Consider the following 24,026-nt stretch of genomic DNA (forward strand, 5'->3'; position numbering starts at 1 on the left):
TGTATGATGCCTGCAGACTAACCTTAGCAACGCTGGTACTACTCCCTCACAATGACGCTTTTAGCTCTTGGCATTAACCACAAAACAGCTCCTGTAGCGCTGCGAGAACGCGTAACGTTTTCGCCGGATACGCTCGATCAGGCGCTGGAGAGCTTGCTGGCCCAGCCAATGGTGCAGGGCGGGGTGGTGCTGTCGACCTGTAACCGCACGGAACTCTATCTCAGCGTCGAAGAGCAGGATAACCTTCAGGAAGTGCTTATCCGCTGGCTGTGCGACTACCACGGTTTAAATGAAGACGACCTGCGCAAAAGCCTCTACTGGCATCAGGATAACGAGGCGGTTAGCCATCTGATGCGCGTCGCCAGCGGCCTGGATTCGCTGGTGCTGGGCGAGCCGCAGATCCTCGGGCAGGTGAAAAAAGCCTTTGCCGACTCCAGCCGTGGTCACCTGAACGTTAGCGAGCTGGAGCGCATGTTCCAGAAGTCGTTCTCGGTGGCCAAACGCGTGCGTACCGAAACCGATATCGGCGCCAGCGCGGTCTCCGTGGCGTTTGCCGCCTGTACCCTGGCGCGACAAATCTTCGAATCACTCTCCAGCGTGACCGTGCTGCTGGTTGGCGCCGGTGAGACTATCGAGCTGGTGGCCCGCCATCTGCGCGAGCATAAGGTGCGCAAGATGGTGATTGCTAACCGCACCCGCGAGCGCGCTCAGGCGCTGGCCGATGAAGTCGGCGCGGAGGTGATCGCCCTGAGCGACATCGACGAACGGCTAAAAGAAGCGGATATCATTATTAGTTCTACCGCCAGCCCGCTGCCGATTATTGGCAAAGGGATGGTGGAGCGCGCGCTGAAGGCGCGCCGCAATCAGCCGATGCTGCTGGTGGATATCGCCGTTCCGCGCGATGTCGAACCGGAGGTTGGCAAGCTGGCGAACGCCTATCTCTACAGCGTGGACGATCTGCAAAACATCATTCAGCACAATCTGGCGCAGCGTAAAGCCGCGGCGGTGCAGGCGGAAACCATTGTCGAGCAGGAAGCCAGCGAATTTATGGCCTGGCTGCGCGCTCAGAGCGCCAGCGAGACTATCCGCGAATATCGCTCCCAGGCCGAGCAGGTCCGCGAGGAGCTGACGGCAAAAGCGCTGGCTGCGCTCAATCAGGGCGGCGATGCGCAGGAAATCATGCAGGATCTGGCGCGTAAGCTGACTAACCGCCTGATCCACTCGCCAACCAAATCTCTTCAGCAGGCCGCCCGTGACGGGGATGATGAACGCCTGCATATTCTGCGCAACAGCCTCGGGCTGGAATAGCGCACCTTTCTCTCTTTTTTAGGACAGGGTGAATTCACGCCTATGAAGCCTTCTATTGTTGCCAAACTGGAAGCCCTTTACGAACGCCATGAGGAAGTTCAGGCGCTACTCGGCGATGCCGCAACCATCGCCGATCAGGATAAATTTCGCGCATTGTCGCGCGAATACGCACAGCTGAGCGACGTCGCCCGCTGCTACACCGACTGGCGTCAGCTGCAGGATGATATCGAAGCCGCGCAGATGATGCTCGACGACCCGGAAATGCGCGAAATGGCGCAGGAAGAGCTGCGCGAAGCGAAAGAAAAGGGTGAGCAGATGGAGCAGCAGCTGCAGGTTCTGCTGCTGCCAAAAGACCCGGACGATGAGCGTAACGCGTTTGTTGAAGTTCGCGCCGGTACCGGCGGCGATGAAGCGGCGCTGTTCGCGGGCGATCTGTTCCGTATGTACAGCCGTTACGCGGAATCACGCCGCTGGCGCGTGGAAATCATGAGCGCCAACGAAGGCGAGCACGGCGGCTTTAAAGAAGTGATTGCCAAAATCAGCGGCGACGGCGTCTATGGGCGACTGAAGTTCGAATCCGGTGGCCATCGCGTACAGCGCGTACCGGCCACCGAATCCCAGGGGCGTATCCATACCTCCGCCTGCACAGTGGCGGTGATGCCGGAGCTGCCGGAAGCCGAAATGCCGGATATCAACCCGAGCGATCTGCGCATCGATACCTTCCGCTCCTCCGGCGCGGGCGGTCAGCACGTTAACACCACCGACTCGGCGATCCGTATTACCCACCTGCCGACCGGCATCGTCGTCGAGTGTCAGGACGAACGTTCTCAGCACAAAAACAAAGCCAAAGCGCTGTCGGTGCTTGGCGCGCGTATTCGCGCCGCGGAAGTCTCCAGGCGCCAGCAGGCGGAAGCCTCAGAGCGTCGTAACCTGCTGGGCAGCGGCGATCGCAGCGATCGTAACCGCACCTATAACTTTCCGCAGGGCCGCGTGACCGATCACCGCATCAACCTGACGCTTTACCGTCTGGACGAAGCGATGGAAGGCAAGCTGGATATGCTGATTGAGCCGATCGTTCAGGAATATCAGGCCGATCAGCTGGCCGCCCTTTCCGAGCAGGAATGATGACTTTTCAGCAGTGGCTGACGCAGTCCATCGTCCGCCTGAGCCAAAGTGAAAGCCCGCGCCGGGATGCCGAAATCCTGCTGGGTCACGTGACCGGCAGGGCGCGGACCTATATTCTCGCCTTTGGCGAAACGGCGCTGACGGCGGCGCAGGCCGCCGAGCTGGAAACGCTGCTCAGCCGTCGCGCCCGGGGCGAGCCGGTGGCTCATCTGGTGGGCCAGCGCGAATTCTGGTCGCTGCCGCTGTTCGTTTCTCCCGCCACGCTGATCCCGCGTCCGGATACCGAATGCCTGGTTGAACAGACGCTGGCGCGGTTATCCGACAAGCCGTGCCGCATTCTCGATCTCGGCACCGGCACCGGCGCCATCGCTCTGGCGCTGGCCAGCGAACGCCCCGATTGCCACGTCACCGCCGTTGACGTAATGCCCGACGCGGTGGCGCTGGCGGCGCGTAACGCTGAACATCTCGCTATCCCTAACGTCAGGATACTGCAAAGCCACTGGTTTAGCGCGCTCGCCGGGCAGCAGTTCGACATCATCGTCAGCAATCCGCCCTATATCGATGAAACCGACCCGCATCTTGCGCAGGGCGATGTGCGCTTTGAGCCGAAAACGGCGCTGGTCGCCGCCGATGGCGGTCTGGCCGATCTGGCGCATATCATCCGCGAAGGCCGCCGCTATCTGGCTGCCGGCGGCGTGATGCTGCTGGAACACGGCTGGACGCAGGGGGAAGCGGTGCGCGCAATCTTTCGCGCGGCGGGTTATGGCAATATTGCCACCTGTCGCGACTACGGAGACAACGAGCGTCTGACGCTCGGGCAATATCAGGGAGGCGTATGAATCTGTTTAACGCGGTACTGTATCTGCATATCGCCTGCGTGGTGGTTTCGGTGAGCCTGTTCGTGCTGCGCTACTGGTGGAGCTGGAGCGGTAACCGTCTGCTTGACCAGCGCTGGGTTCGTATCGCGCCGCACTGTAGCGATACGCTGCTGTTTCTCAGCGGCGCCGGACTAATGGCAATAACGCACTATCTGCCGTTTACCGAAGAGGGTACATGGCTGACTGAGAAGCTGTTTGGCGTTATCATTTATATCGCATTGGGATTTATCGCGCTGGGCCGTCGTCGCCAGCGCAGTCAGCAGAGCCGGTTTGTCGCCTTTCTGCTGGCCCTGGTGGTGTTGTTTATCATTATTCAACTCGCCATCACAAGAACACCGTTACTGGGGTAAGGCATGAGGTCGTTAGCTGATTTCGAATTTAATAAAGCGCCGTTATGCGACGGCATGGTCCTCATTTCTGAATTAATCCGCGACGATTTTCCGACGCACTATGTGCAGGATGAGCTGGAGCGGCTGCTGGGCCTGGCGCGTGAGGAGATTGCCGCTTCGTGGGACCAGGAGCGCCAGATAGAACGTCTGCTGGAGCTTTTCTATCATGACTGGGGCTTTAGCGATTCGCGCGGCGTTTACCGCCTGTCCGACGTGCTCTGGCTTGATAAAGTCCTGAACAATCGTCAGGGTAGCGCGGTATCGCTAGGCGCAATCCTGCTGTGGATTGCTCAGCGTCTGGCGCTGCCGGTGGTGCCGGTGATTTTTCCGACCCAGATGCTGCTGCGCGCCGACCCTGAAGAGAGCGAAGAGATGTGGCTCATTAATCCATTTAACGGCGAAACGCTTAACGAGCATACGCTGGAAGTGTGGCTGAAGGGCAATATTAGTCCGGTCGCCGAGCTGTTTAACGAAGACCTCGATGAAGCCGACAACGCGGAAGTGATCCGCAAGCTGCTCGACACGCTCAAATCGGCGCTGATGGAAGAGCGGCAGATGGAGCTGGCGTTACGGACCAGCGAAGCGCTGCTGCAGTTCAATCCGGAAGACCCGTACGAAATTCGCGACCGGGGACTGATATACGCCCAGTTGGATTGCGATCACGTGGCGCTGCAGGACCTCAGTTACTTCGTTGAACAGTGCCCGGAGGATCCCATCAGCGAGATGATCCGCGCGCAGATCAACACCATTTCGCACAAACAAATTACATTGCATTAGTCTGAAACCATTCCGGTTACACCCTGATAAGGCGAACTTATGAAACAAAAAGTGGTTAGCATTGGTGATATCAACGTAGCAAACGACCTGCCATTCGTGCTGTTTGGTGGCATGAACGTGCTGGAATCCCGCGATCTGGCGATGCGTATCTGCGAACACTACGTGACCGTCACGCAGAAGCTGGGCATTCCTTATGTGTTTAAAGCCTCTTTTGATAAAGCTAACCGTTCTTCCATCCACTCCTATCGCGGGCCGGGGCTGGAAGAAGGGATGAAGATTTTCCAGGAGCTGAAACAAACGTTCGGCGTGAAAATCATCACCGACGTTCACGAAGCCAGCCAGGCTCAGCCGGTCGCTGACGTGGTGGACGTTATTCAGCTGCCTGCGTTCCTCGCCCGTCAGACCGATCTGGTTGAAGCGATGGCGAAAACCGGCGCGGTGATCAACGTGAAAAAACCGCAGTTCGTGAGCCCGGGCCAGATGGGCAATATCGTCGATAAGTTTATCGAAGGCGGCAACGACAAAGTGATCCTTTGCGATCGCGGCGCGAACTTCGGCTACGATAACCTGGTCGTCGACATGCTGGGCTTTGGCGTGATGAAGAAAGCCTCCAATAACTCACCGGTTATCTTCGACGTTACTCACGCTCTGCAGTGCCGCGACCCGTTTGGCGCGGCCTCCGGCGGACGCCGCGCGCAGGTTGCCGAACTGGCGCGCGCCGGGATGGCGGTGGGTATCGCCGGCCTGTTTATTGAAGCGCATCCGGATCCGGAGCACGCGAAATGCGACGGTCCGTCCGCGCTGCCGCTGGATAAACTGGAGCCGTTCCTCAAGCAGATGAAAGCCATCGACGATCTGGTTAAAGGCTTCGATGAGCTCGATACCAGCAAGTAACCGTCGCTGAAATGACAAAAGCCTGCCCGTTGCAAAACCGGCAGGCTTTTTTTATCTCCCCGACAGGCGGACGCCGCCGGGGAAGGTTCAGGCAAAAATGGTCATCAGGTAGGCGGCGAACAGCGCGAGGTGCGCCGCGCCGTTCAGCACGTTGGTACGCCCGGTAGAGAACGATATCTGGCACAGCAGCAGCGAGGCGACCATCACCACCATTTCCGGCGCGCCAAGGCCAAAGCGCAGTTCGTTGCCGGTGAGGAAGGCGATAAGCGTCACCACCGGCACCGTCAGGGAAATGGTGGCCAGCACGGAGCCGAAGAACAGGTTCATCGCCCGCTGGACCTGATTGTTCAGGACCGCTTTCAGCGCGCCAAGGCCTTCCGGAGAGAGGATCAGCAGCGCGACCAGGAAGCCGGTAAAGGCGACGGGGGCATTCATGCTGGTCAGCAGCGTCTCCAGCGGATTGGCGTTCATTTTAGTCACGGCGATAACCGCAACCAGGTGTATCAGCAGCCAGGCGGTGTGCCACTTGCTGCTATGGGCCGACGGTTTGCCGTGATGCGGATCATCGTCGTCGCCGTCATCCTCGTGTTCGTAAACAAACAGGCTCTGGTGCGTTTTCGTTTGAATCAGCAGGAACACGCCGTACATGGCGGCGGAGATCAGCGCAACCAGCAGCGCCTGGCCGGTGGTGAAATTAGCCCCGGGCAGCGCCATGGGAAAGACCAGGACGATGATCGCCAGCGGAAAGAGGGCGATGAGGTACTGTTTAAGGCCGAACAGATTCATATACTGGGTGGCGAATTTGCGCCCGCCCAACAATAAAGAAAAACCTACCAGCCCGCCGGTAACAATCATGATGATTGAATAAAGCGTATCTCGCATCAGGGTCGGCGCGGCGTCGCCGGTGGCCATTAATGCGGAAATCAGGCTGACTTCGAGAATAACTACTGAAAGGCTTAAAATTAACGAACCATAGGGTTCGCCAAGGCGGTGCGCCAGAACGTCGGCGTGGCGAACAACGCTGAACGCGCTGCTCAGAATCCCGACCAGCGCCAGGATATTAATGGCAACGACCACTGGCAGTGACTGGCTGCTTCCCCAGAAAAACAGCACCGCCAGCGCCAGAACCGGAAAGGCGAGGGTGGTCTCCTTGTGGCGGGTTTTCACCGCCTCATGTGCATCGGTCATGAATTATCTCCAGGTGTGCAGGTGTTATAATTATAGATACTGTAAGTTAATAAAATAACAGACATTGATCGAACTACTTTGTTTTTTTACTTAAATTTACCACTCTGACCATGGAAAAGTGGTAGATTGCCATAAACTGCGGTTACTATCGTTTTGTATTTATTATTCAGATAATTACTAAAACATCTTTCTCATTTATCCATCGCCTTGCCAGCCGGTAAATCGCCTGACAGACTGACTATTCACCTTAAATCTGGAGGTCGCCATGCCCTATAGCAACAAAAGTGAATTACCCGACAGCGTTCAGCACGTTCTGCCTGCGCATGCCCAGGAGATTTACAAAGAGGCCTTTAACAGCGCCTGGGACCAGTATAAGCATAAAGAAGACCGACGCGATGACGCCAGCCGTGAAGAGACGGCGCACAAAGTCGCCTGGGCGGCGGTGAAAAATGAGTACCAAAAAGGCGATGATGATAAGTGGCATAAGAAGAAGTAATCGCTTTTGCTACCTCATGTGCTGCCTGAGCCCTTGCCCGCGGCTCGTTCATTGCTTATTGTCAAATAAAGCTGGATAATAATTCGGCAATACTTCACGGATGGCACCAGATAATCGCCGGGAAGCGGGCAGTGGCGGAGGTAGTAGAAAGTGTTAACGCGTGATTTCTTACTGAATGCGGATTGTAAAACGGCGTTTGGCGCTATTGAGGAATCGCTTCTTTGGTCGGCAGAGCAGCGGGCAGCCTCTTTGGCGGCGACCCTGGCCTGTCGTCCGGACGATGGCTCGGTGTGGATCTTTGGCTACGGTTCGCTGATGTGGAATCCGGCGCTGGAGTATCGCGAATCCTGTACCGGTACGCTACCGGGCTGGCACCGCGCGTTTTGCCTGCGGCTCACCGCCGGGCGCGGTAGCGCCACTCAGCCGGGTCGAATGCTGGCGTTGAAAGAGGGCGGGCGCACCACCGGCGTTGCCTACCGCCTGCCTGATGACACTCTCGAAGAAGAGCTGACCCTGCTGTGGAAGCGGGAGATGATCACCGGCTGCTACCTGCCGACCTGGTGCAAGCTGGATCTGGACGATGGCCGCACCGTCAATGCATTAGTTTTTATTATGGACCCGCGTCATCCCCTGTTTGAGGCGGACACCAGCGCGCAGGTGATTGCGCCGCTGATAGCGCGCGCCAGCGGCCCGCTTGGCACCAACGCTCAGTATCTGTTCTCGCTCGATCAGGAGCTGCGGAAACTCGGGATGTACGATGCCTGCCTCGACGATTTAGTCGGCAAGGTGCGTCATCTGCTGGGGGAAAGCAGCCAGCCCGGGCTGGCTTAAGAGTAGATCGCCCGGGTTTCCCCGGGCGTTTGCTATCAGGCGGGAACGTAGCTGATGGAGTGCTCCAGCGACTGGCTGTGGCTGTCGATGAGAACGTTCCAGGTGCCGCTGTAAGGCACGGTCAGATACGCGCTATCTCTGTCCTGCACACTCAGAATATCCGCATGACTATCGCCAGGCACTTTGGCGCTCATCAGGTGAATGTGGCAGCGTTCGGAACAACGCACCACCAACGTATCACCGCCAAACAACGTTAAACTTGCTTTTACCATTGCCATTTAATCTCGACCCCGTTTCTGTCTACAGCATCCTGCCAGCCCATTAACCCGCGTGATATTGTTCACACTTTGCTCTGTGCATAACACCAAAGGGGAGGGGGGCAGATGCTGATTTTGATCAAAAAAAGGAATAAAGATTAAACAAAAATGACGTTGTGCCTGAAAGCATTCAGCTGACATTGTTTTCGGTTAACAAACGCCGCCAGCTTAATATTTAATCCCGTTGAATGGCGGATTTTTAGAAGGTCAGGACTTTATCCGCCGCCAGCGTCCACTGCGCCAGCTCGACGAGGGTGCCAATCTCCACGCCATCAATCAGCGGCAGCGCGCCGATCCCCCGGCCGTCAGCGCAGGTTTTACACAGCTTCACCGGCACGTTTTGCGCGGTGAGGATCTCCAGCATCTGCTGAATGTTGTAGCCTTCCGCTGGCTTCTGTCCGCGCAGGCCGGCGGTCACCGCATCAGACATTAAAAATAATTTCAGTTCGAGGTCAGACTGCTGCTCGCGCAGGGCGATAGCCAGACGCAGGCTATTGAACAGGGATTCGCTGCCGTAGGCGGCACCGTTAGCGATAATCACAATACGTTGCATAAGGACTCCTTCTATAAGGCACGGTTATTGCTTGGCTGAAGTATAAAGCGTTAACCCGGGGGAAGGGTATGAATAATGTGGCGGGTAATACGCCTGAGGTGGTCGACTGGTTTGCGCGCGCGCGTCGCTTACAGAAGCGGCAGCTGCACCAGCTGGCGCAGCAGGGGGCGCTGGCAGGCCAGATAAGCGCGCTGGTGCATATGCTGCAGTGCGAGCGCGGCGCGTCAAATATCTGGCTATGCTCGGGCGGCAGACTATACGCGGCGGAGTGCCGGGCGGGCGCGGCGCTGGTTGATGAGCAGCTCACGCGGTTTTATGCGGCGCTGGAACCTGCCCGCGATGCCGCCAGCAGCGCGCTCTGCTGGCGAATTGCCTGCGCGGTGTGGTATCTGACGCAGCTTGTCGCGTTGCGTAAACGCGTGCGCGGCCTGGAGATTGCCGCAGAAGAGGCCACCGGGCAGTTTAGCCGCATTATCCGCCACCTGTTGAATATCGTTCCGCAGCTCAACGACAGTATCGACGATCCGCAAATCGCCGGGCGGATGGTCGCGCTTTACAGCTTTATGCAGGGGAAAGAGCTGGTCGGACAGGAGCGCGCGCTGGGCGCGCTGGGCTTTGCTCGCGGACAGTTCAGCGATGAGCTGCGCCAGCAGCTGGTGGACCGCATTGACGGCCAGCAGCCCTGTTTTGACACTTTTCAGGCTTTAGCCAGTTCGCCGCAAACCGTTCTGTTTGTTGAACAGTGCCAGGCCGGCCTGGAAATTGAACAGCTGCGGCGGGTCGCCTGCACCCGCCAGCCGCCGCCGGACGAGGGAGAAACGGCGCTGCGCTGGTTTTGCGTTCAGACCCAGCGTCTTGAGCAGCTGCGCGGCGTGGAAGAGCGGCTGATCGCAGACCTGCTTAACGCGGCCGATGCGCTGCTGGAGGGAGACGATCGGGAGGTCCAGGTGCCGCCCGCCGACTGGCAGGAGGACGGTATAGCCCTGCGGCTGGATAAGCAGCTGTTGCCGCTGGTGCGCCAGCAGGCCCATGAGCTACAGCAGCTCTCCGCCCAGCTCGCGTCGTTAAAAGATGCGCTTGAAGAGCGCAAGCTGATTGAAAAAGCCAAAAGCGTGCTGATGACCCACCAGGGAATGCAGGAGGAGCAGGCCTGGCAGGCGCTGCGTAAAATGGCGATGGACAAAAATCAGCGCATGGTTGAGATAGCCCGCGCGCTGCTGACGGTGAAGTCGCTATGGCAAGTACCACCTAAGGAGTAGATGCACAATCAGTGGGCATATGTTGCCAGCCGACGGTGCAGTTTTTGCCTCAAACGCCCCCGGCAAATGAGCCAACGCGCGTGAACCGGGCCTCCGCAAATCTGGCATTGGCTTTGCATTAAATAAAACGAGTGAATAAAGGTTTTGGGCAGCGGGCCAACGGCGGCACGTATGTCTAAGGATAAAGGCGTCCAGCGGTGCGTAAGCACCGCCGGACGCTTTTTTTTTGCGCGTTTCTGGAGCGGGTATGGGCGATACGTTTTCAATTTCACGGCGGCGTTTATTACAGGCGGGGGCGGCGCTGGGCGGCGCGATGCTGCTCCCCGGCATGATGCAGGCGGCATGGGCGGCAGGGTCGGATAAGCCGGAACAGACTACCGTGCGGGTCGGTTTTATTCCGCTGACCGACTGCGCCCCCTTAGCCATCGCTTCCCTGAAGGGGTTCGATAAAAAGTACGGCATCACCCTCGTCCCGAGCAAGGAGGCCAGCTGGGCGGCGGTGCGCGACAAGCTGGTTGCCGGGGAGCTGGACGCCGCGCACATTCTGTACGGCATGCTCTACGGCCTTGAGCTGGGGATCGCCAGTAAACCGCAGGCGATGGCCAATCTGATGACCCTTAACCGCAACGGTCAGGCGATAACGCTCTCCAGCGAGCTGCAGGAGAAGGGCGTCACCGACCTGGGCGGGCTGAAAAAACTGATCGACCAGCAGGCGCCGGGCAGCTACACCTTCGCCCACACCTTCCCAACCGGCACCCACGCGATGTGGCTCTACTACTGGCTGGCGAGCGGTGGAATTAATCCCTTTGACGATATTCGCACCGTCGTGGTGCCGCCGCCGCAGATGGTAATGAACATGCGCATCGGCAATATGAGCGGCTTTTGCGTTGGCGAACCGTGGAACGCGCGCGCGATAAACGATCGTATCGGCTTCACCGCCGCCACTTCGCAGGATATCTGGCCGGAGCATCCGGAAAAAATTCTCGGCACCCGCAGCGAATGGGTTGAGCGTCATCCCAACACCGCGCGCGCGCTGGTGGCGGCGCTGATAGAGGCCCAGCGCTGGATTGACGCATCCGCCGAGAACACCCGCGAAACGGCGCGCCTTCTCGCCAGACGCGCGTGGCTGAACACCAAAGAGCAGTACCTCAGCGGGCGCATGCTCGGCGAATACGACAACGGTATCGGCCGCCGCTGGCAGGACGCGCACCCGATGCGCTTCTACGAACGGGGAGAAGTGAGTTTTCCGTGGCTCTCGGACGGCATGTGGTTTTTGACCCAGTTCCGCCGTTGGGGATTGCTGAAGTCGGCGCCGGATTATCTGGCGGTGGCCCAGCGCATTAACCGGATTGACGTCTGGAAAGAGGCCGCGCAGGCGGTCGGCGGCATCAGCGCGCCGACGCAGGCGATGCGCAGCAGCACGCTGATCGATGGCAAGGTCTGGAATGGGACCGATCCGGAAGGCTACGCCCGCAGTTTCGCGATTCAACGTAAGGGGGCATGAGATGAAACACGCATATAAACCGCAACCGCAGGCCGGCGCCGACAGCGCGCCCGGCGAAGTCATTACCCTGCCGCCGCTGCAGGTGCGCAAAACCACGCCTCCGCTCAGCCGCTGGCTGCGGGATGTCACCCAACGTCTTCTGCCGCCGCTGCTCGGGCTGGGATTGCTGCTGCTGGGCTGGCAGCTGGCGGCGATGAACAGCAAAGGCTTTCCGACGCCGCTCAGCACGCTGGATTCCGCGCTAACCCTTTTCGCCGACCCGTTTTATCAGGACGGGCCGAACGATATGGGCATCGGCTGGAACGTGCTGGCGTCACTGCAGCGGGTGGCGGTGGGATTTGGCCTTGCCGCGCTGGCGGGAATTCCGCTCGGCTTCCTGATTGGCCGCTCGCTCTTTTTCGCCCGCATGTTTAACCCGCTGATCGCGCTGCTGCGCCCGGTCAGCCCGCTGGCCTGGCTGCCCATCGGCCTGCTGCTGTTCCAGAAAGCGGAACCCGCCTCCAGCTGGACCATTTTTATCTGCTCGATCTGGCCGATGGTCATTAACACCGCCGAGGGCGTGCGGCGTATTCCGGAAGATTACCTCAACGTCGCCCGGGTGCTGCAGCTGTCGGAGTGGACGGTGATGCGCAAGATCCTCTTTCCGGCGGTATTGCCCGCGGTGCTGACCGGGGTTCGTCTCTCCATCGGTATCGCCTGGCTGGTGATTGTCGCCGCCGAAATGCTCACCGGCGGCTTAGGGATCGGCTTCTGGATCTGGAACGAGTGGAACAACCTCAACGTCGAAAACATCATCATCGCCATCGTCATTATCGGCGTGGTCGGGCTGCTGCTGGAACAGGGGCTGATGCTGCTCGCCCGTCGTTTTAGCTGGCAGGAAAAATAGGGAGTCGCAGATGAAACCATTAATTCAGGTCCAGGGCGTCAGCCAGCGTTTTAACACCGCCAGCGGCGAATTCCTGGCATTGCAGAACGTCTCCTTCGACATCTACGAAGGGGAGACCATCAGCCTGATCGGCCACTCCGGCTGCGGTAAATCAACCCTGCTGAATCTGATAGCCGGGATAGCCCTGCCGACGGAAGGCGGCCTGCTGTGCGACAACCGTGAAATCGCCGGGCCGGGGCCGGAACGCGCGGTGGTGTTTCAGAACCACTCCCTGCTGCCGTGGCTGACCTGTTTTGACAACGTGGCGCTGGCGGTGGATCAGGTCTTTCGCCGCAGCATGAGCAAAGGCGAGCGCAAAGAGTGGATTGAGCACAACCTCGAGCGGGTACAGATGGGGCACGCCCTGCACAAGCGCCCGGGAGAAATCTCCGGCGGCATGAAGCAGCGCGTTGGCATTGCCCGGGCGCTGGCGATGAAACCGAAAGTGCTGCTGCTGGATGAACCCTTTGGCGCCCTTGATGCCCTGACGCGGGCGCATTTACAGGATGCGGTGATGCAGATCCAGCAGTCGCTGAATACCACCATCGTCATGATTACCCATGACGTTGATGAAGCGGTGCTGCTTTCCGACCGGGTGCTGATGATGACCAACGGTCCGGCGGCGACGGTCGGGGAGATCCTCGACGTCAATCTGCCGCGACCGCGCCATCGCGTGCAGCTGGCGGACGATAGCCGCTATCACCATCTGCGCCAGCAGATCCTGCACTTCCTCTATGAAAAACAGCCGAAAGCGGCATAGGGGGCGGCGATGAGGCGGCAACTGGTGATTATTGGCAACGGTATGGCGGCCACGCGCCTGGCGCAGGCGCTGGTGGAGCGCGATGCGCAGCGGTTTAGCATCACCCTCATCGGCGATGAGCCGTGCCAGGCCTATAACCGCATTCAGCTGTCGCCGGTGCTTGGCGCCGAAAAAGCGGCAAGCGAGACGCTGCTGCTGCCCGCGTCATGGTATCCGCGGCATAACGTGACGGTACGCGCCGGTGAAACGGTTACGGCGGTGGATATTGCGGCCCGTACGCTGCAAACCACCGCAGGCGAACTGGGCTGGGATGAGCTGGTGTTCGCCACCGGCTCACTGCCGTTTCTGCCGCCGCTGCCGGGCATCACCCAGCCGCACGTTTTTGCTTTCCGCACCCTGGCGGACGTTGAGGGCATCCTGGCCATCGACGGCCCGGCGGTGGTCATTGGCGGCGGCGTACTCGGCGTAGAGGCCGCCGCGGCGCTGCGGTGTCATGGTGACAGTGTCACTTTACTCCATCGCGGAAGCGGGCTGATGGAGCAGCAAATCGATGCTTTTGCCAGCGAGCAGCTGCAAATGCTGCTTGCCGAGCGCGGGATTCGCTGCGTGATGGAGAGCCGTATCGCCGCCATTGATGAACATCAGGTGCGGCTGGAGGACGGGCGCGCGTTTGCCGCCTCGCGGGTGGTGGTGGCGACCGGCGTGCAGCCGAACAAACGGCTGGCCGAGCGCAGCGGGCTGGCCTGCGCCCGCGGCATCCTCGTTGACCGCCAGCTGGCAACCGCGCAGCCGGGCGTCAGCGCCATCGGCGAGTGCTGTGAAATCGACGGTCAGACCTGGGGGCTGGTGGCGCCGTGTCTGCGCCAGGCGGAGGTGCTGGCGGACCGCCTGTGCGCGACCCCTGGCGAGGATTTCAGCTGGCAGGACAGCGGCACTCGCCTGAAGGTCACCGGCATTGAGCTCTTCAGCGCCGGCGAGCTGCGGGCCGCCGAACAGGATGACGTATATACCAGCTGGGATCCGCTGGACCGCCACTACCGTCGCCTGCTGCTGCGCGACGGCAAGCTGCGCGGCGTACTGCTGCTGGGCGATTGCAGCAGCGCCGCGCCCCTCACCGCTCTGCTGGGGGCGCATGCGCCGGCGCCGGCAGAGTGGCTCTTCGATCCCTCTTCAACGATGCAGCCGCGCGCTGCGGGACAAACTACGATGACAAAACCTGTATTAGTGCTGGTCGGACACGGTATGGTCGGCCACCATTTTCTTGAGCAATGCGTCGACCGTCACCTTCATCAACAGTATCGGATTGTGGTGTTCTGCGAGGAGCGCTATGCCGCTTACGACCGGGTTCATCTGACTGAATATTTCGCCGGACGCAGCGCGGAATCGCTGTCGCTGGTTGAGGGCGATTTTTTCGCTCAGCACGGTATTGAGCTGCGCCTGAGCGAATCGGTCGCCAGCATCGACCGCGAAGCGCGGGTGGTGCGCGATGCCTTCGGCCACGAAACCCACTGGGATAAGCTGGTGCTGGCGACGGGGTCTTACCCGTTTGTTCCGCCGGTGCCGGGTCATAATCTCGAGGGCTGTTTTGTTTATCGTACGCTAGACGACCTCGACCAGATTGCCGCCCGCGCCGCAACCGCCCGACGGGGTGTGGTGATCGGCGGCGGCCTGCTCGGGCTGGAAGCGGCCAACGCGCTGAAGCAGCTGGGGCTGGAAACTCACGTTGTCGAGTTTGCGCCGAACCTGATGGCGGTGCAGCTGGACAACGGCGGCGCTGCGATGCTGCGGGAAAAAATCAGCCAACTGGGCGTCGGGGTGCATACCAGCAAGGCGACGACGGAAATTGTTCGCAATGAGCAGGGGCTGCAGCTGAACTTCGCTGACGGCACCTCGCTGGCGACCGATATGCTGGTGTTCTCCGCCGGTATTCGTCCGCAGGACGCGCTGGCGCGCCGCGGCGGACTGAACGTAGGCGAACGCGGCGGCATATGCATCGACAACCAGTGCCGTACCTCCGACCCGGACGTACTGGCGATCGGCGAATGCGCCCTGTGGGAAAACAAAATTTATGGTCTGGTGGCGCCCGGCTATCAGATGGCGCGCGCCGCGGCGGCCACCCTGGCGGGCGAGGCGGGCTGCTTTAGCGGCGCGGATATGAGCACTAAGCTGAAGCTGCTGGGCGTCGATGTCGCCTCGTTCGGCGACGCCCAGGGGCGCACGCCGGGCTGTCAGAGCTATCAGTGGACTGATGGGCCGCAGCAGATCTACAAAAAAATCGTGGTCAGCGCGGAGGGCAAAAAACTGCTCGGCGGGGTGCTGGTCGGGGATGCCAGCGACTATGCCACGCTGCTACAGATGATGCTTAACGGGATGGCTTTACCCAAACACCCGGAAAGCCTGATCCTTCCGGCGCGGGAGGGCAGCGCGCCAAAAGCGCTCGGGGTAGCGGCGCTGCCGGACAGCGCGCAGATTTGCTCCTGTCACAACGTCAGCAAAGGCGATATCTGCCAGGCGGTGAGCGGCGGCGCGGGCGATATGGCGGCGATAAAAAGCTGCACTAAAGCGGCAACCGGCTGCGGCGGCTGTAGCGCGCTGGTGAAACAGGTGATGGAGTACCAGCTTGCCGAGCAGGGCGTCGAAGTTAAAAAGGATATCTGCGAGCACTTTCCGTGGTCGCGGCAGGAGATCTATCACCTGGTACGCGTCAACCATATCCGCACCTTCGAACAGCTGATTGCCCGCTATGGACACGGCCACGGCTGTGAAGTCTGTAAACCTCTGGTGGCCTCGGTGCTGGCCTCCTGCTGGAATGAATATCTGCTGAAGCCGGCGCATCTGCCGCTTCAGGACACCAACGATCGCTACTTCGCCAATATTCAGAAAGACGGTACCTATTCGGTGGTGCCGCGCATGGCGGCGGGAGAGGTGACGCCGGACGGGCTGATTGCGATCGGCCAGATCGCCAAACGCTATCAGCTATACAGTAAGGTGACCGGCGGCCAGCGTATCGACCTGTTCGGCGCGCGCCTGGAGCAGCTCCCGGCAATCTGGCGCGAGCTGGCAGAGGCGGGATTTGAAACCGGCCACGCCTACGGCAAATCCCTGAGGACGGTGAAATCCTGCGTCGGTTCGACCTGGTGCCGCTACGGCGTCCAGGATTCCACCGGCCTGGCGGTCACCCTCGAACATCGCTACAAGGGGCTGCGCGCGCCGCACAAAATTAAAATGGCCGTCTCCGGCTGTACCCGCGAATGCGCGGAGGCCCAGGGGAAAGATATTGGGGTTATCGCCACGGAGAAGGGCTGGAACCTGTACGTTTGCGGCAACGGCGGCATGAAGCCGCGCCATGCCGACCTGTTCGCCAGCGATCTTGATGAGGCCACCCTTATTCGCAGTATTGATCGGCTGCTGATGTTCTACATTCGTACCGCGGATCGCCTGCAGCGCACCAGTACCTGGATGGATAACCTTGAGGGCGGGGTCGACTATCTGCGCGACGTGATCCTCGAAGACAGCCTCGGCATCGGCGAAGAGCTGGAGCAGGAGATGGCGCGGGTGGTCGAGAGCTACCAGTGCGAATGGCAAACCACCCTTAACGATCCGCAGCGGCTGGCGCTGTTCCGCTCCTACGTGAACAGCGATGAGCCGGACGAAAGCGTACAGCGGCAAACCCTGCGCGGCCAGCCGCAGCTGGCCCCGTTCGCGGCGCAGGCCGAACCGGCGCTGCCGTCCCGCCCGTGGCAGGCCATTTGCGATCTCGACGCCATTCCTCAGCAGGCGGGGATTGGCGCGCGGCTCGGCGAGCGGCAGATTGCGCTGTTCCGCTTCGGCGACCAGGTGTATGCCCTCGATAACCTTGAACCGGGCAGCGAGGCCAACGTTTTGTCGCGCGGCCTGCTTGGCGATGCGGGCGGCGAACCGATCGTGATTTCGCCTCTGTATAAGCAGCGTATCCGCCTGCGCGATGGTCGCCAGTGCGACGGCGGCGAACTGGCGGTACGCGCCTGGCCGGTCAAAGTGGAGAACGGTAAAGTGTGGGTTGGCAACCAGCAGCTGCTGGCGCGCGCGGAGGCCTCCTGATGACGGAAACCAGGACCACGTGTCCCTATTGCGGAGTCGGCTGCGGCGTTATCGCCAGCCTGAATGCCGATGGCCAGGTTACCGTACGCGGGGATGAGCAGCACCCGGCAAACGTTGGCCGCCTGTGCGTGAAGGGGGCGGCGCTGGGCGAAACCGTCGGCCTGGCGGGAAGATTGCTCTTCCCGGAAGTCGACGGCGAGCGCGCAACCTGGACCCAGGCGCTGGCGGCGGCGGGTTCGCGCCTGCGGGAGGTCATCGACCGTCACGGGCCGCAGGCGGTGGCGTTTTATGCCTCCGGCCAGCTGCTGACCGAAGACTACTACGCGGCGAATAAGCTGATGAAGGGGTTTATCGGCGCGGCAAATATCGATACCAATTCGCGGCTGTGCATGTCTTCAGCGGTTACCGGCTACAAACGGGCACTGGGCGCTGATGTGGTGCCGTGCAGCTATGAGGACGTGGAAAACAGCGATCTGGTGGTGCTGGTCGGGTCGAACGCCGCTTGGGCGCATCCGGTACTCTATCAGCGGCTGGCGCAGGCGAAGCGCGACAATCCGCAGATGCGGGTGGTGGTCATTGATCCGCGTCGGACCGCCACCTGCGATATCGCGGACCGGCATCTGGCGCTGGCTCCCGGCAGCGACGGCGGGCTGTTTGTCGGCCTGCTGAACGCCATTGCCGCCAGCGGCGCCATCAGCGGTGATTTCAGCGATGCGCCGCAGGCGCTGGCTATCGCCCGGAACTGGGACCTCGACAAAGTAGCGCAGTTCTGCGGCCTGCCGCGACAGCAGGTCGCCGATTTCTACAGCGAGTTTATCGCCGCTCCGCGCGCCATCACGCTCTATACCATGGGGATTAATCAATCCGCCAGCGGCAGCGATAAATGCAACGCTATCATCAACGTTCACCTGGCGAGCGGGAAATTTGGCCGCCCGGGCTGCGGGCCTTTTTCGCTGACCGGACAACCTAACGCCATGGGCGGGCGCGAGGTGGGCGGGCTGGCGACCATGCTGGCGGCGCATATGAATTTTGAAACCGATGATTTACGGCGTCTGGCGCGCTTCTGGGGGACCGAACGTCTGGCGCAAACGCCGGGGCTGACGGCGGTGGATCTGTTCGCCGCCATTGGCCGCGGCGAGGTGAAAGCGGTGTGGATTATGGGCACCAATCCGGTGGTGTCGCTGCCGGACAGCCATGCGGTAAGCGAAGCGCTGGCGGCCTGTCCGCTGGTCATCGTTTCCGACGTCGCCGCCGCTACCGATACCGGACGCTTTGCCCATATCCGCTTTCCCGCGCTGGCGTGGGGAGAGAAGAGCGGCACGGTAACCAACTCCGAACGGCGGATCTCGCGCCAGCGCGCTTTCATGCCGCCGCCGGGGGAGGCCAGAGCTGACTGGTGGATCGTCGCCCGCGTGGCCCAGGCGCTGGGCTTCGGCTCCGCCTTTGCCTGGCAGCATCCGCATGAGGTGTTCAGCGAACACGCCGCGCTTTCAGGATATGAAAACGATGGCCAGCGGGCGTTTGACATCGGCGGACTGGCGGATCTCAGCCGCGAAGCGTGGGATGCGCTGGAGCCGGTGCGCTGGCCGGTGAGCCGCAGTCATGCAAGCTGGGGTTTGCTCAAGGGGTGGCACCGCAGCGGCAAACTGCGCATGGTCCCGGTGACCCCACAGCCCACTCGGGCGGTCACCGATGCGTTCTATCCGCTGATCCTCAACAGCGGGCGGATCCGCGATCAGTGGCACACCATGACCCGCACCGGCGCGGTGCCGCGTCTGATGCAGCATATTAGCGAACCGGTGGTGGAAGTCGCGCCAGCGGACGCGACGCGCTATCAGCTGCTGGAAGGTGAACTGGCGCGGGTCCGCTCACCGAATGGGGTGATGGTAGCAAAAGTGACAATCAGCGCTGGCCAGCGTCCCGGATCGCTGTTTGTGCCGATGCACTGGAATGATCAGTATGCTCGCCAGGGACGGGTGAATAACCTGCTGAGGGCGGTCACCGACCCGCACTCCGGGCAGCCGGAAAGTAAACAGGCGGCGGTAGCGATAGCCGCCTGGCTGCCGGCGTGGAAAGGCGAGCTTTTTGCTCGCCAGCCGGTTCCGCTCCCCGCCTCGCTGCACTGGCGGCGGCGGGCGGCGCAGGGCGTTATCCATCTTTCGCTGGCGGGGGATACCCGCTCCCGCGACTGGCTTGTGGGCTGGTGTCAGCGGCAGGGATGGCAGATGCAGGTAGCCGAAGGCGGCAACGTCTGGAACCTGCTGGCGTGGCAGGGGGGAGAGCTGATGCTCGGCTGGTGGAGCGACGCCAGCGAGCCGGCTATTGATGCCGAGTGGATTCACGCCGCGTTTCGCACTCCGCCGCAGAACGCCGCCCGGCGCCATGCACTATTAAGCGGCAGAAAAGGCGGCGATGAGATGCCGCGCGGGCGCATTATCTGCAGCTGCTTTAGCGTGGGCGAACGGGCGATAGGCGAAGCGATTGCCAGCGGCTGCCGTACGCCTGCCGCGCTGGGGGCGAAGCTCAAATGCGGCACCAGCTGCGGTTCCTGTCTCCCGGAGCTTAAGGCGCTGCTGGCGGCGAAGCGGGTTCAGGCCTGAGATTCAGCATATTCCTGGAATCGCGCCAGAGGCTGCGAGGGTGGGCAAAAAACGATAAACTTAGGTTTTGCCGCCACCACTTCGTGAGTAGACGTAACCGATTTGAGCTCCTTGTCGTTCCGCATAATCCAGTATTTACCGCTTCTTCTGCTGCTGGCAGGCGCGCCCGCCCGCGCGCTGCAGGATAATCAGGCGTTCTCCGGCGCGCCTGAGAGCTTACCCGACCTCGGCCTGGCGCCGCAGGTCGACGACGACGCAAAGCACTTTGCCGAGATGGCGAAGAAATTTGGCGAAGCCAGTATGAGCGATAACGGGCTGACAACCAGCGAACAGGCGCGAGTATTTGCCATCGGTAAACTGGGGAACGAGGTCAGCCACCAGCTGGAGAACTGGCTTTCGCCGTGGGGCAACGCCAACGTCGATCTGCTGGTGGATAAAGAGGGCAATTTTACCGGCAGCAAAGGGAGCTGGTTTGTCCCTCTGCAGGATAACGGCGACTACCTTACCTGGAATCAGTACTCGGTCACCCAGCGGGATACGGGTCTGGTCGGCAATATTGGTCTCGGCCAGCGCTGGCGGATGGGCTCCTGGCTGCTGGGCTACAACTCTTTCTACGATAAAGCCCTGGACGATCGGATGGCGCGCGGCAGCGTCGGGGCCGAAGCCTGGGGCGAGTCGCTGCGCCTGTCGGCGAACTACTACCAGCCGCTCGGCGGCTGGCAGCAGGGGAGTAGCCTGACCCAGCAGCAGCGTATGGCGAGCGGCTACGATGTGACCGCCCAGGCGCGGCTGCCGTTTTATCAGCACATTAATACCAGCGTCAGCGTGGAGCAGTATTTTGGCGATAGCGTCGATCTGTTCCATTCGGGTACCGGCTACCATAACCCGGTCGCGGTGTCGGTGGGGCTGAATTACACTCCCGTTCCGCTGGTGACGGTCACGGCGAAGCATAAGCAGGGCGAGAGCGGCGTCAGCCAAAATGATGTCGGGCTGAAGCTGAACTATCGCTTCGGCGTCCCGCTGAAGCAGCAGCTGGCGGCCGATGAAGTCGCCGTTAGCCGATCGCTTCGCGGCAGCCGCTACGACAGCCCGGAACGGGATAACCTGCCGGTCGTTGAATATCGCCAGCGTAAAACGCTGTCGGTTTATCTGGCGACGCCGCCCTGGGATCTTCAGCCCGGGGAAACGGTGCAGCTGAAACTGCAGATTCGCAGCCTGCACGGCATTAAGTCGCTGAGCTGGCAGGGGGATACCCAGGCGCTAAGCCTGACTTCGCCAATTGAGGCGAACAGTACGGACGGCTGGACCGTGATTATGCCGCGCTGGAGCAGCGAAGCCGGGGCGAGCAACCGCTGGCATCTTTCGCTGGTGGTGGAGGATAAAACGGGTCAGCGCGTCTCATCCAATGAGATCGCACTGGCGCTGACTGAGCCGTTGGTACGGGTACCGGCCGAGGGCGTGTCGTGGCAGCATCTGCCCTAAAATACGCGCTCCTGATGGACCCAAACCGCCGCTTCCACGCGCGATTTCAGCTTCATTTTCTTGAGCATATGCTTGACGTGGACTTTGACGGTACTTTCGGTGATGTCCAGACGGCGGGCGATCATTTTGTTCGGCAGGCCCTGGGCAATCAGCTTGAGAATATCGCGCTCGCGCGGGGTCAGCTGGCTGATGTCGCGGTCCGAGGTGGCGCGATTAGCGCGCAGGCTGGCAGCCAGCACCGGGGTTAACGCTTCGCTGAGCACCATTTCGCCTGCCGCAGCCTGCTGCAGCGCCTTCAGCAGATCTTCCGGCTCCATATCCTTCAGCAGATAGCCGTCGGCGCCGCGTTTCAGGGCGGTCACCACGTCTTCTTCATGATTGGAGACGCTAAATACCACCACGCGGCCGGAAAGCGACTTTTCGCGCAGCTTGTCGAGGGTTTCCAGACCGTTCATGCCCGGCATATTGAGATCCAGCAGAATCAAATCGGGATCTAATGATTCCGCCATCGCAATCCCTTGCTCGCCGTTGCTGGCTTCGCCGATAACCTGGATGTCCGGGGCCATGCTGATCAGCTGTTTGACGCCGGTGCGCAGCATCGGGTGATCGTCGATGAGAAGGATGGTTGCCCGTTCCTGTTGACTCATGAAGTTCTCCTTATTGGATTGAAAACGATTTTTCAGGGATAAAAGTGACCACCACTTCGGTACCGCCGGTTTCCCGACGCCGAACCTGACAGTCCCCGCGCAGGCTCTGCGCGCGATCGCGCATGATAATCAGGCCGTAGTGGTTGCTGCGCTCCGCGTGATCCGGCACGCCGCGACCGTTATCGGCCACCGTCAGCCGGACCTGATTGTCCCGCAACGCCACGGTAACGCTGACATCGGTGGCATTGGCGTGCTTCAGCGCGTTGCTGAGCGCTTCCCGGGCGATTTGCAGCAGATGAATGGCCTGATGCGATGGAACAAAACGCGGCGGCAGCTGATAATCCAGGCGTACCGTGAAACCGAAGTGGGCGCTGTATTCCCGGCAGCTGGCCTCCAGCGCCGGGCGCAGCCCCGGTTCGGTGAGCTGTAGCCGGAAGGTCGTCAGCAGTTCGCGCAGCTGGGCCCAGGAGGTATTGAGTTCATTACGGATTTGCCCCAGCAGCTGGCGGCTCGCTTCCGGCAGATCGTCGCCCTGCATCTGCAGGCAGCTAACCTGCATTTTCATACAGGAGAGCGACTGGGCGATGGAGTCGTGGAGCTCGCGGGCGATAGTGGCGCGCTCCTCCATCACGATAAGCTGCTGCTGGCGCTCCTGATGGCGATCGAGGGCGAGGGTGCCGGTGAGTTGTTCAACCAGCGTATCCACCAGCTGCTGCTGATCGTGGCTCAGATGCCGCCCGGCGGGCAGGGTGGCCAGCAAAATACCGTACTGATTATGGGCATCCGACAGCCGCCATTTTAAGGTGGTGCCGGTATCCGGCAGCGGCGGCAGATCGCGCGGACACAGATAGCAGCCTCTGTCGTCGCACTGAATATCGGAGTGGCAGGAAAACTCCTGATGGTTGTCTTCATCTTCCATATCGTAAACGCGAACTTCAATATCGCGCAGCAGGGTTAGCCCCTGTAACCCGTTAAGAACGGGCGAAATGCGCTCGCAGAGCGGCGCGTTCGAGTGCAGTCGGCGGTTGGCCTGCCACAGGAAGGCGAGGATCTCGTTTTTCTGCTCCAGACCGGCGGTTTTTTCCTGCACCCGGCGTTCAAGCACCGAATAGCTCTCCGCCAGCTCTTCAGACATATTGTTCAGCGCCATACCGAGCGTCGCCATCTCGTTGCGCCCGCTAATCTGCGCGCGCTGGGTAAAATCGCGTCGGCTCACCGCTCGGGCCATGCCGAGCAGCTGTTTCCACGGGCGTAGCAGACGGGCGCGCAGCCAGACGATGGTAAACACCAGCAGCAGCGCCATCCCCACGGCCATGATGCGCTGGATCCAGACCACGTGTTTAATCCGCTCCTCGGTGGTGTGATCGAAAGCGGTCACCAGTTGGTCGATGCGATCGACAAAGCCGGCGACATCCGTCGCGACCGAGGCCTGATTTTGCGCCCTGCGCATCCCCGGCGCCAGCTCCAGCTGCCAGTAGTGCTGTAACGCCTGAAGCTGGCGCTGCTGATCGTCATGGCGAGCGGCGTACTGCAGTTCCGGGCTAAAAACGGTGGCCGTCATTTCATCAAGCAGCTTTTGATCGCTTTCGCCCAGCGGTACTGCCGCCAGCAGGCGGTAGCTCTGCATGCGCAGCGAGCCGGCTTTGTTAATCGCATGCGCGCTGCCCTGAACGCCGTGCACCAGGCGAGAAGAGATCGCCATTCCGGCGACGCCGATGACCGTGGCTAACAGAACGATTAACGCGAGTTGATTAACAAGCGTTAGCGGCGTAAAAAGACGTTTCAACATGGGGTATGAGGCTCCTGACCGGCAAATCATCCGGGAGTGGCGCTTATTCTCGGACATCCCCTGGAGTATACCCATACCCCTAAAGGATTACCCCTTAATTGTCAGGGTGTGATGGGCTGGTGGCAGACGTTCGGACAATGCCAGCACTGGCGTGAAAAACCACACTTTTTTACGCAGAAATAGCTACTCACTTCGGGTGATGCGTTTTTTTTAGCCAAATTAGC

General features: G+C 60.6%; 20 protein-coding genes. 15 read left to right on the top strand and 5 right to left on the bottom strand.

Translation table 11 applies throughout. The features are described 5' to 3' along the window. Positions 1 to 51: 51 nt before the first annotated feature. Genes hemA through kdsA form a run of 6 tightly spaced genes read left to right on the top strand, consistent with a single transcriptional unit; the run spans position 52 to position 5,371 of the window. Positions 52 to 1,308, top strand: coding sequence for a glutamyl-tRNA reductase (gene hemA / locus ABLV30_RS20565; RefSeq protein ID WP_004851885.1), 1,257 nt, complete (start codon positions 52 to 54; stop codon positions 1,306 to 1,308). 42 nt (positions 1,309 to 1,350) lie between these two features. Then, positions 1,351 to 2,433 (top strand): peptide chain release factor 1, encoded by a 1,083-nt coding sequence (prfA, locus tag ABLV30_RS20570; RefSeq protein WP_004851884.1) that lies wholly within the window; start codon positions 1,351 to 1,353, stop codon positions 2,431 to 2,433. Further along, positions 2,433 to 3,272, top strand: a complete 840-nt coding sequence (prmC, locus tag ABLV30_RS20575; protein ID WP_187228071.1) for a peptide chain release factor N(5)-glutamine methyltransferase — start codon at positions 2,433 to 2,435, stop codon at positions 3,270 to 3,272. The genes prfA and prmC overlap by 1 nt, the downstream gene beginning before the upstream one ends. Further along, positions 3,269 to 3,661 carry an invasion regulator SirB2 gene (sirB2, locus tag ABLV30_RS20580; RefSeq protein ID WP_004851880.1) on the top strand — a complete coding sequence of 131 codons (393 nt, stop codon included), beginning with the start codon at positions 3,269 to 3,271 and terminating at the stop codon, positions 3,659 to 3,661. Before prmC ends, sirB2 begins: the two co-directional genes overlap by 4 nt. 3 nt (positions 3,662 to 3,664) lie before the next feature. Further along, positions 3,665 to 4,477 carry an invasion regulator SirB1 gene (sirB1, locus tag ABLV30_RS20585; protein ID WP_004851879.1) on the top strand — a complete coding sequence of 271 codons (813 nt, stop codon included), beginning with the start codon at positions 3,665 to 3,667 and terminating at the stop codon, positions 4,475 to 4,477. A gap of 39 nt (positions 4,478 to 4,516) precedes the next feature. Next, complete coding sequence (kdsA, locus tag ABLV30_RS20590; protein ID WP_004851877.1) at positions 4,517 to 5,371, top strand: 3-deoxy-8-phosphooctulonate synthase; 855 nt, start codon at positions 4,517 to 4,519, stop codon at positions 5,369 to 5,371. 87 nt (positions 5,372 to 5,458) lie between these two features. Here kdsA and chaA read toward each other — a convergent pair whose 3' ends face one another. Further along, a complete protein-coding gene (gene chaA / locus ABLV30_RS20595; RefSeq protein ID WP_025108454.1) occupies positions 5,459 to 6,559 on the bottom strand; it encodes a sodium-potassium/proton antiporter ChaA in 1,101 nt (366 codons plus the stop codon). Between the two features lie 265 nt (positions 6,560 to 6,824). Here chaA and chaB point away from each other — a divergent pair, with 265 nt between their 5' ends. Both chaB and ABLV30_RS20605 read left to right on the top strand, forming a co-directional pair. Beyond that, complete coding sequence (gene chaB, locus ABLV30_RS20600) at positions 6,825 to 7,055, top strand: putative cation transport regulator ChaB (RefSeq protein ID WP_009651994.1); 231 nt, start codon at positions 6,825 to 6,827, stop codon at positions 7,053 to 7,055. Positions 7,056 to 7,205: 150 nt separating this feature from the next. Next, complete coding sequence (locus tag ABLV30_RS20605) at positions 7,206 to 7,886, top strand: gamma-glutamylcyclotransferase (RefSeq protein ID WP_004851874.1); 681 nt, start codon at positions 7,206 to 7,208, stop codon at positions 7,884 to 7,886. Positions 7,887 to 7,921: 35 nt separating this feature from the next. Here the strand turns inward: ABLV30_RS20605 and ABLV30_RS20610 are convergent, their stop codons facing one another. Further along, entirely contained in the window at positions 7,922 to 8,164 is a 243-nt protein-coding gene (locus ABLV30_RS20610) for a DUF1883 domain-containing protein (protein WP_002910387.1), read from the bottom strand. Positions 8,165 to 8,402: 238 nt separating this feature from the next. Continuing rightward, positions 8,403 to 8,756, bottom strand: coding sequence for a DsrE/DsrF/TusD sulfur relay family protein (locus ABLV30_RS20615; protein WP_014229754.1), 354 nt, complete (start codon positions 8,754 to 8,756; stop codon positions 8,403 to 8,405). Between the two features lie 68 nt (positions 8,757 to 8,824). Here ABLV30_RS20615 and nasR point away from each other — a divergent pair, with 68 nt between their 5' ends. The 7 genes from nasR to ABLV30_RS20650 all read left to right on the top strand — a co-directional run bounded on the left by nasR (position 8,825) and on the right by ABLV30_RS20650 (position 21,366). Then, positions 8,825 to 10,015 (top strand): nitrate regulatory protein NasR, encoded by a 1,191-nt coding sequence (gene nasR, locus ABLV30_RS20620; RefSeq protein WP_014838764.1) that lies wholly within the window; start codon positions 8,825 to 8,827, stop codon positions 10,013 to 10,015. 247 nt (positions 10,016 to 10,262) lie between these two features. Beyond that, positions 10,263 to 11,519, top strand: coding sequence for a CmpA/NrtA family ABC transporter substrate-binding protein (locus ABLV30_RS20625; protein WP_163586303.1), 1,257 nt, complete (start codon positions 10,263 to 10,265; stop codon positions 11,517 to 11,519). A gap of 1 nt (position 11,520) precedes the next feature. Continuing rightward, positions 11,521 to 12,405, top strand: coding sequence for a nitrate ABC transporter permease (gene ntrB, locus ABLV30_RS20630; RefSeq protein WP_014229752.1), 885 nt, complete (start codon positions 11,521 to 11,523; stop codon positions 12,403 to 12,405). Positions 12,406 to 12,415: 10 nt separating this feature from the next. Beyond that, positions 12,416 to 13,204: an ABC transporter ATP-binding protein gene (locus ABLV30_RS20635; protein WP_014838761.1), complete on the top strand. Its 789-nt coding sequence runs from the start codon at positions 12,416 to 12,418 to the stop codon at positions 13,202 to 13,204. A gap of 9 nt (positions 13,205 to 13,213) precedes the next feature. After that, the gene (gene nirB, locus ABLV30_RS20640) at positions 13,214 to 17,284 is read left to right on the top strand and encodes a nitrite reductase large subunit NirB (RefSeq protein ID WP_187228049.1); all 4,071 of its coding nucleotides are present in this window, start codon (positions 13,214 to 13,216) and stop codon (positions 17,282 to 17,284) included. After that, positions 17,284 to 19,884 carry a nitrate reductase gene (locus tag ABLV30_RS20645; RefSeq protein ID WP_187228051.1) on the top strand — a complete coding sequence of 867 codons (2,601 nt, stop codon included), beginning with the start codon at positions 17,284 to 17,286 and terminating at the stop codon, positions 19,882 to 19,884. The genes nirB and ABLV30_RS20645 overlap by 1 nt, the downstream gene beginning before the upstream one ends. Positions 19,885 to 19,986: 102 nt before the next feature. After that, positions 19,987 to 21,366 carry a YchO/YchP family invasin gene (locus ABLV30_RS20650; RefSeq protein WP_265800118.1) on the top strand — a complete coding sequence of 460 codons (1,380 nt, stop codon included), beginning with the start codon at positions 19,987 to 19,989 and terminating at the stop codon, positions 21,364 to 21,366. Here the strand turns inward: ABLV30_RS20650 and narL are convergent. Next, the gene (narL, locus tag ABLV30_RS20655) at positions 21,363 to 22,013 is read right to left on the bottom strand and encodes a two-component system response regulator NarL (protein WP_004103129.1); all 651 of its coding nucleotides are present in this window, start codon (positions 22,011 to 22,013) and stop codon (positions 21,363 to 21,365) included. The genes ABLV30_RS20650 and narL overlap by 4 nt on opposite strands. Positions 22,014 to 22,023: 10 nt before the next feature. After that, positions 22,024 to 23,802, bottom strand: coding sequence for a nitrate/nitrite two-component system sensor histidine kinase NarX (gene narX, locus ABLV30_RS20660; RefSeq protein ID WP_014229747.1), 1,779 nt, complete (start codon positions 23,800 to 23,802; stop codon positions 22,024 to 22,026). Between the last annotated feature and the right edge of the window lie 224 nt (positions 23,803 to 24,026).

Origin of the sequence: Klebsiella sp. CN_Kp113 (genome assembly GCF_040064585.1) — a bacterium.
GTDB classification, from domain to species: Bacteria; Pseudomonadota; Gammaproteobacteria; order Enterobacterales; family Enterobacteriaceae; genus Klebsiella; species Klebsiella michiganensis.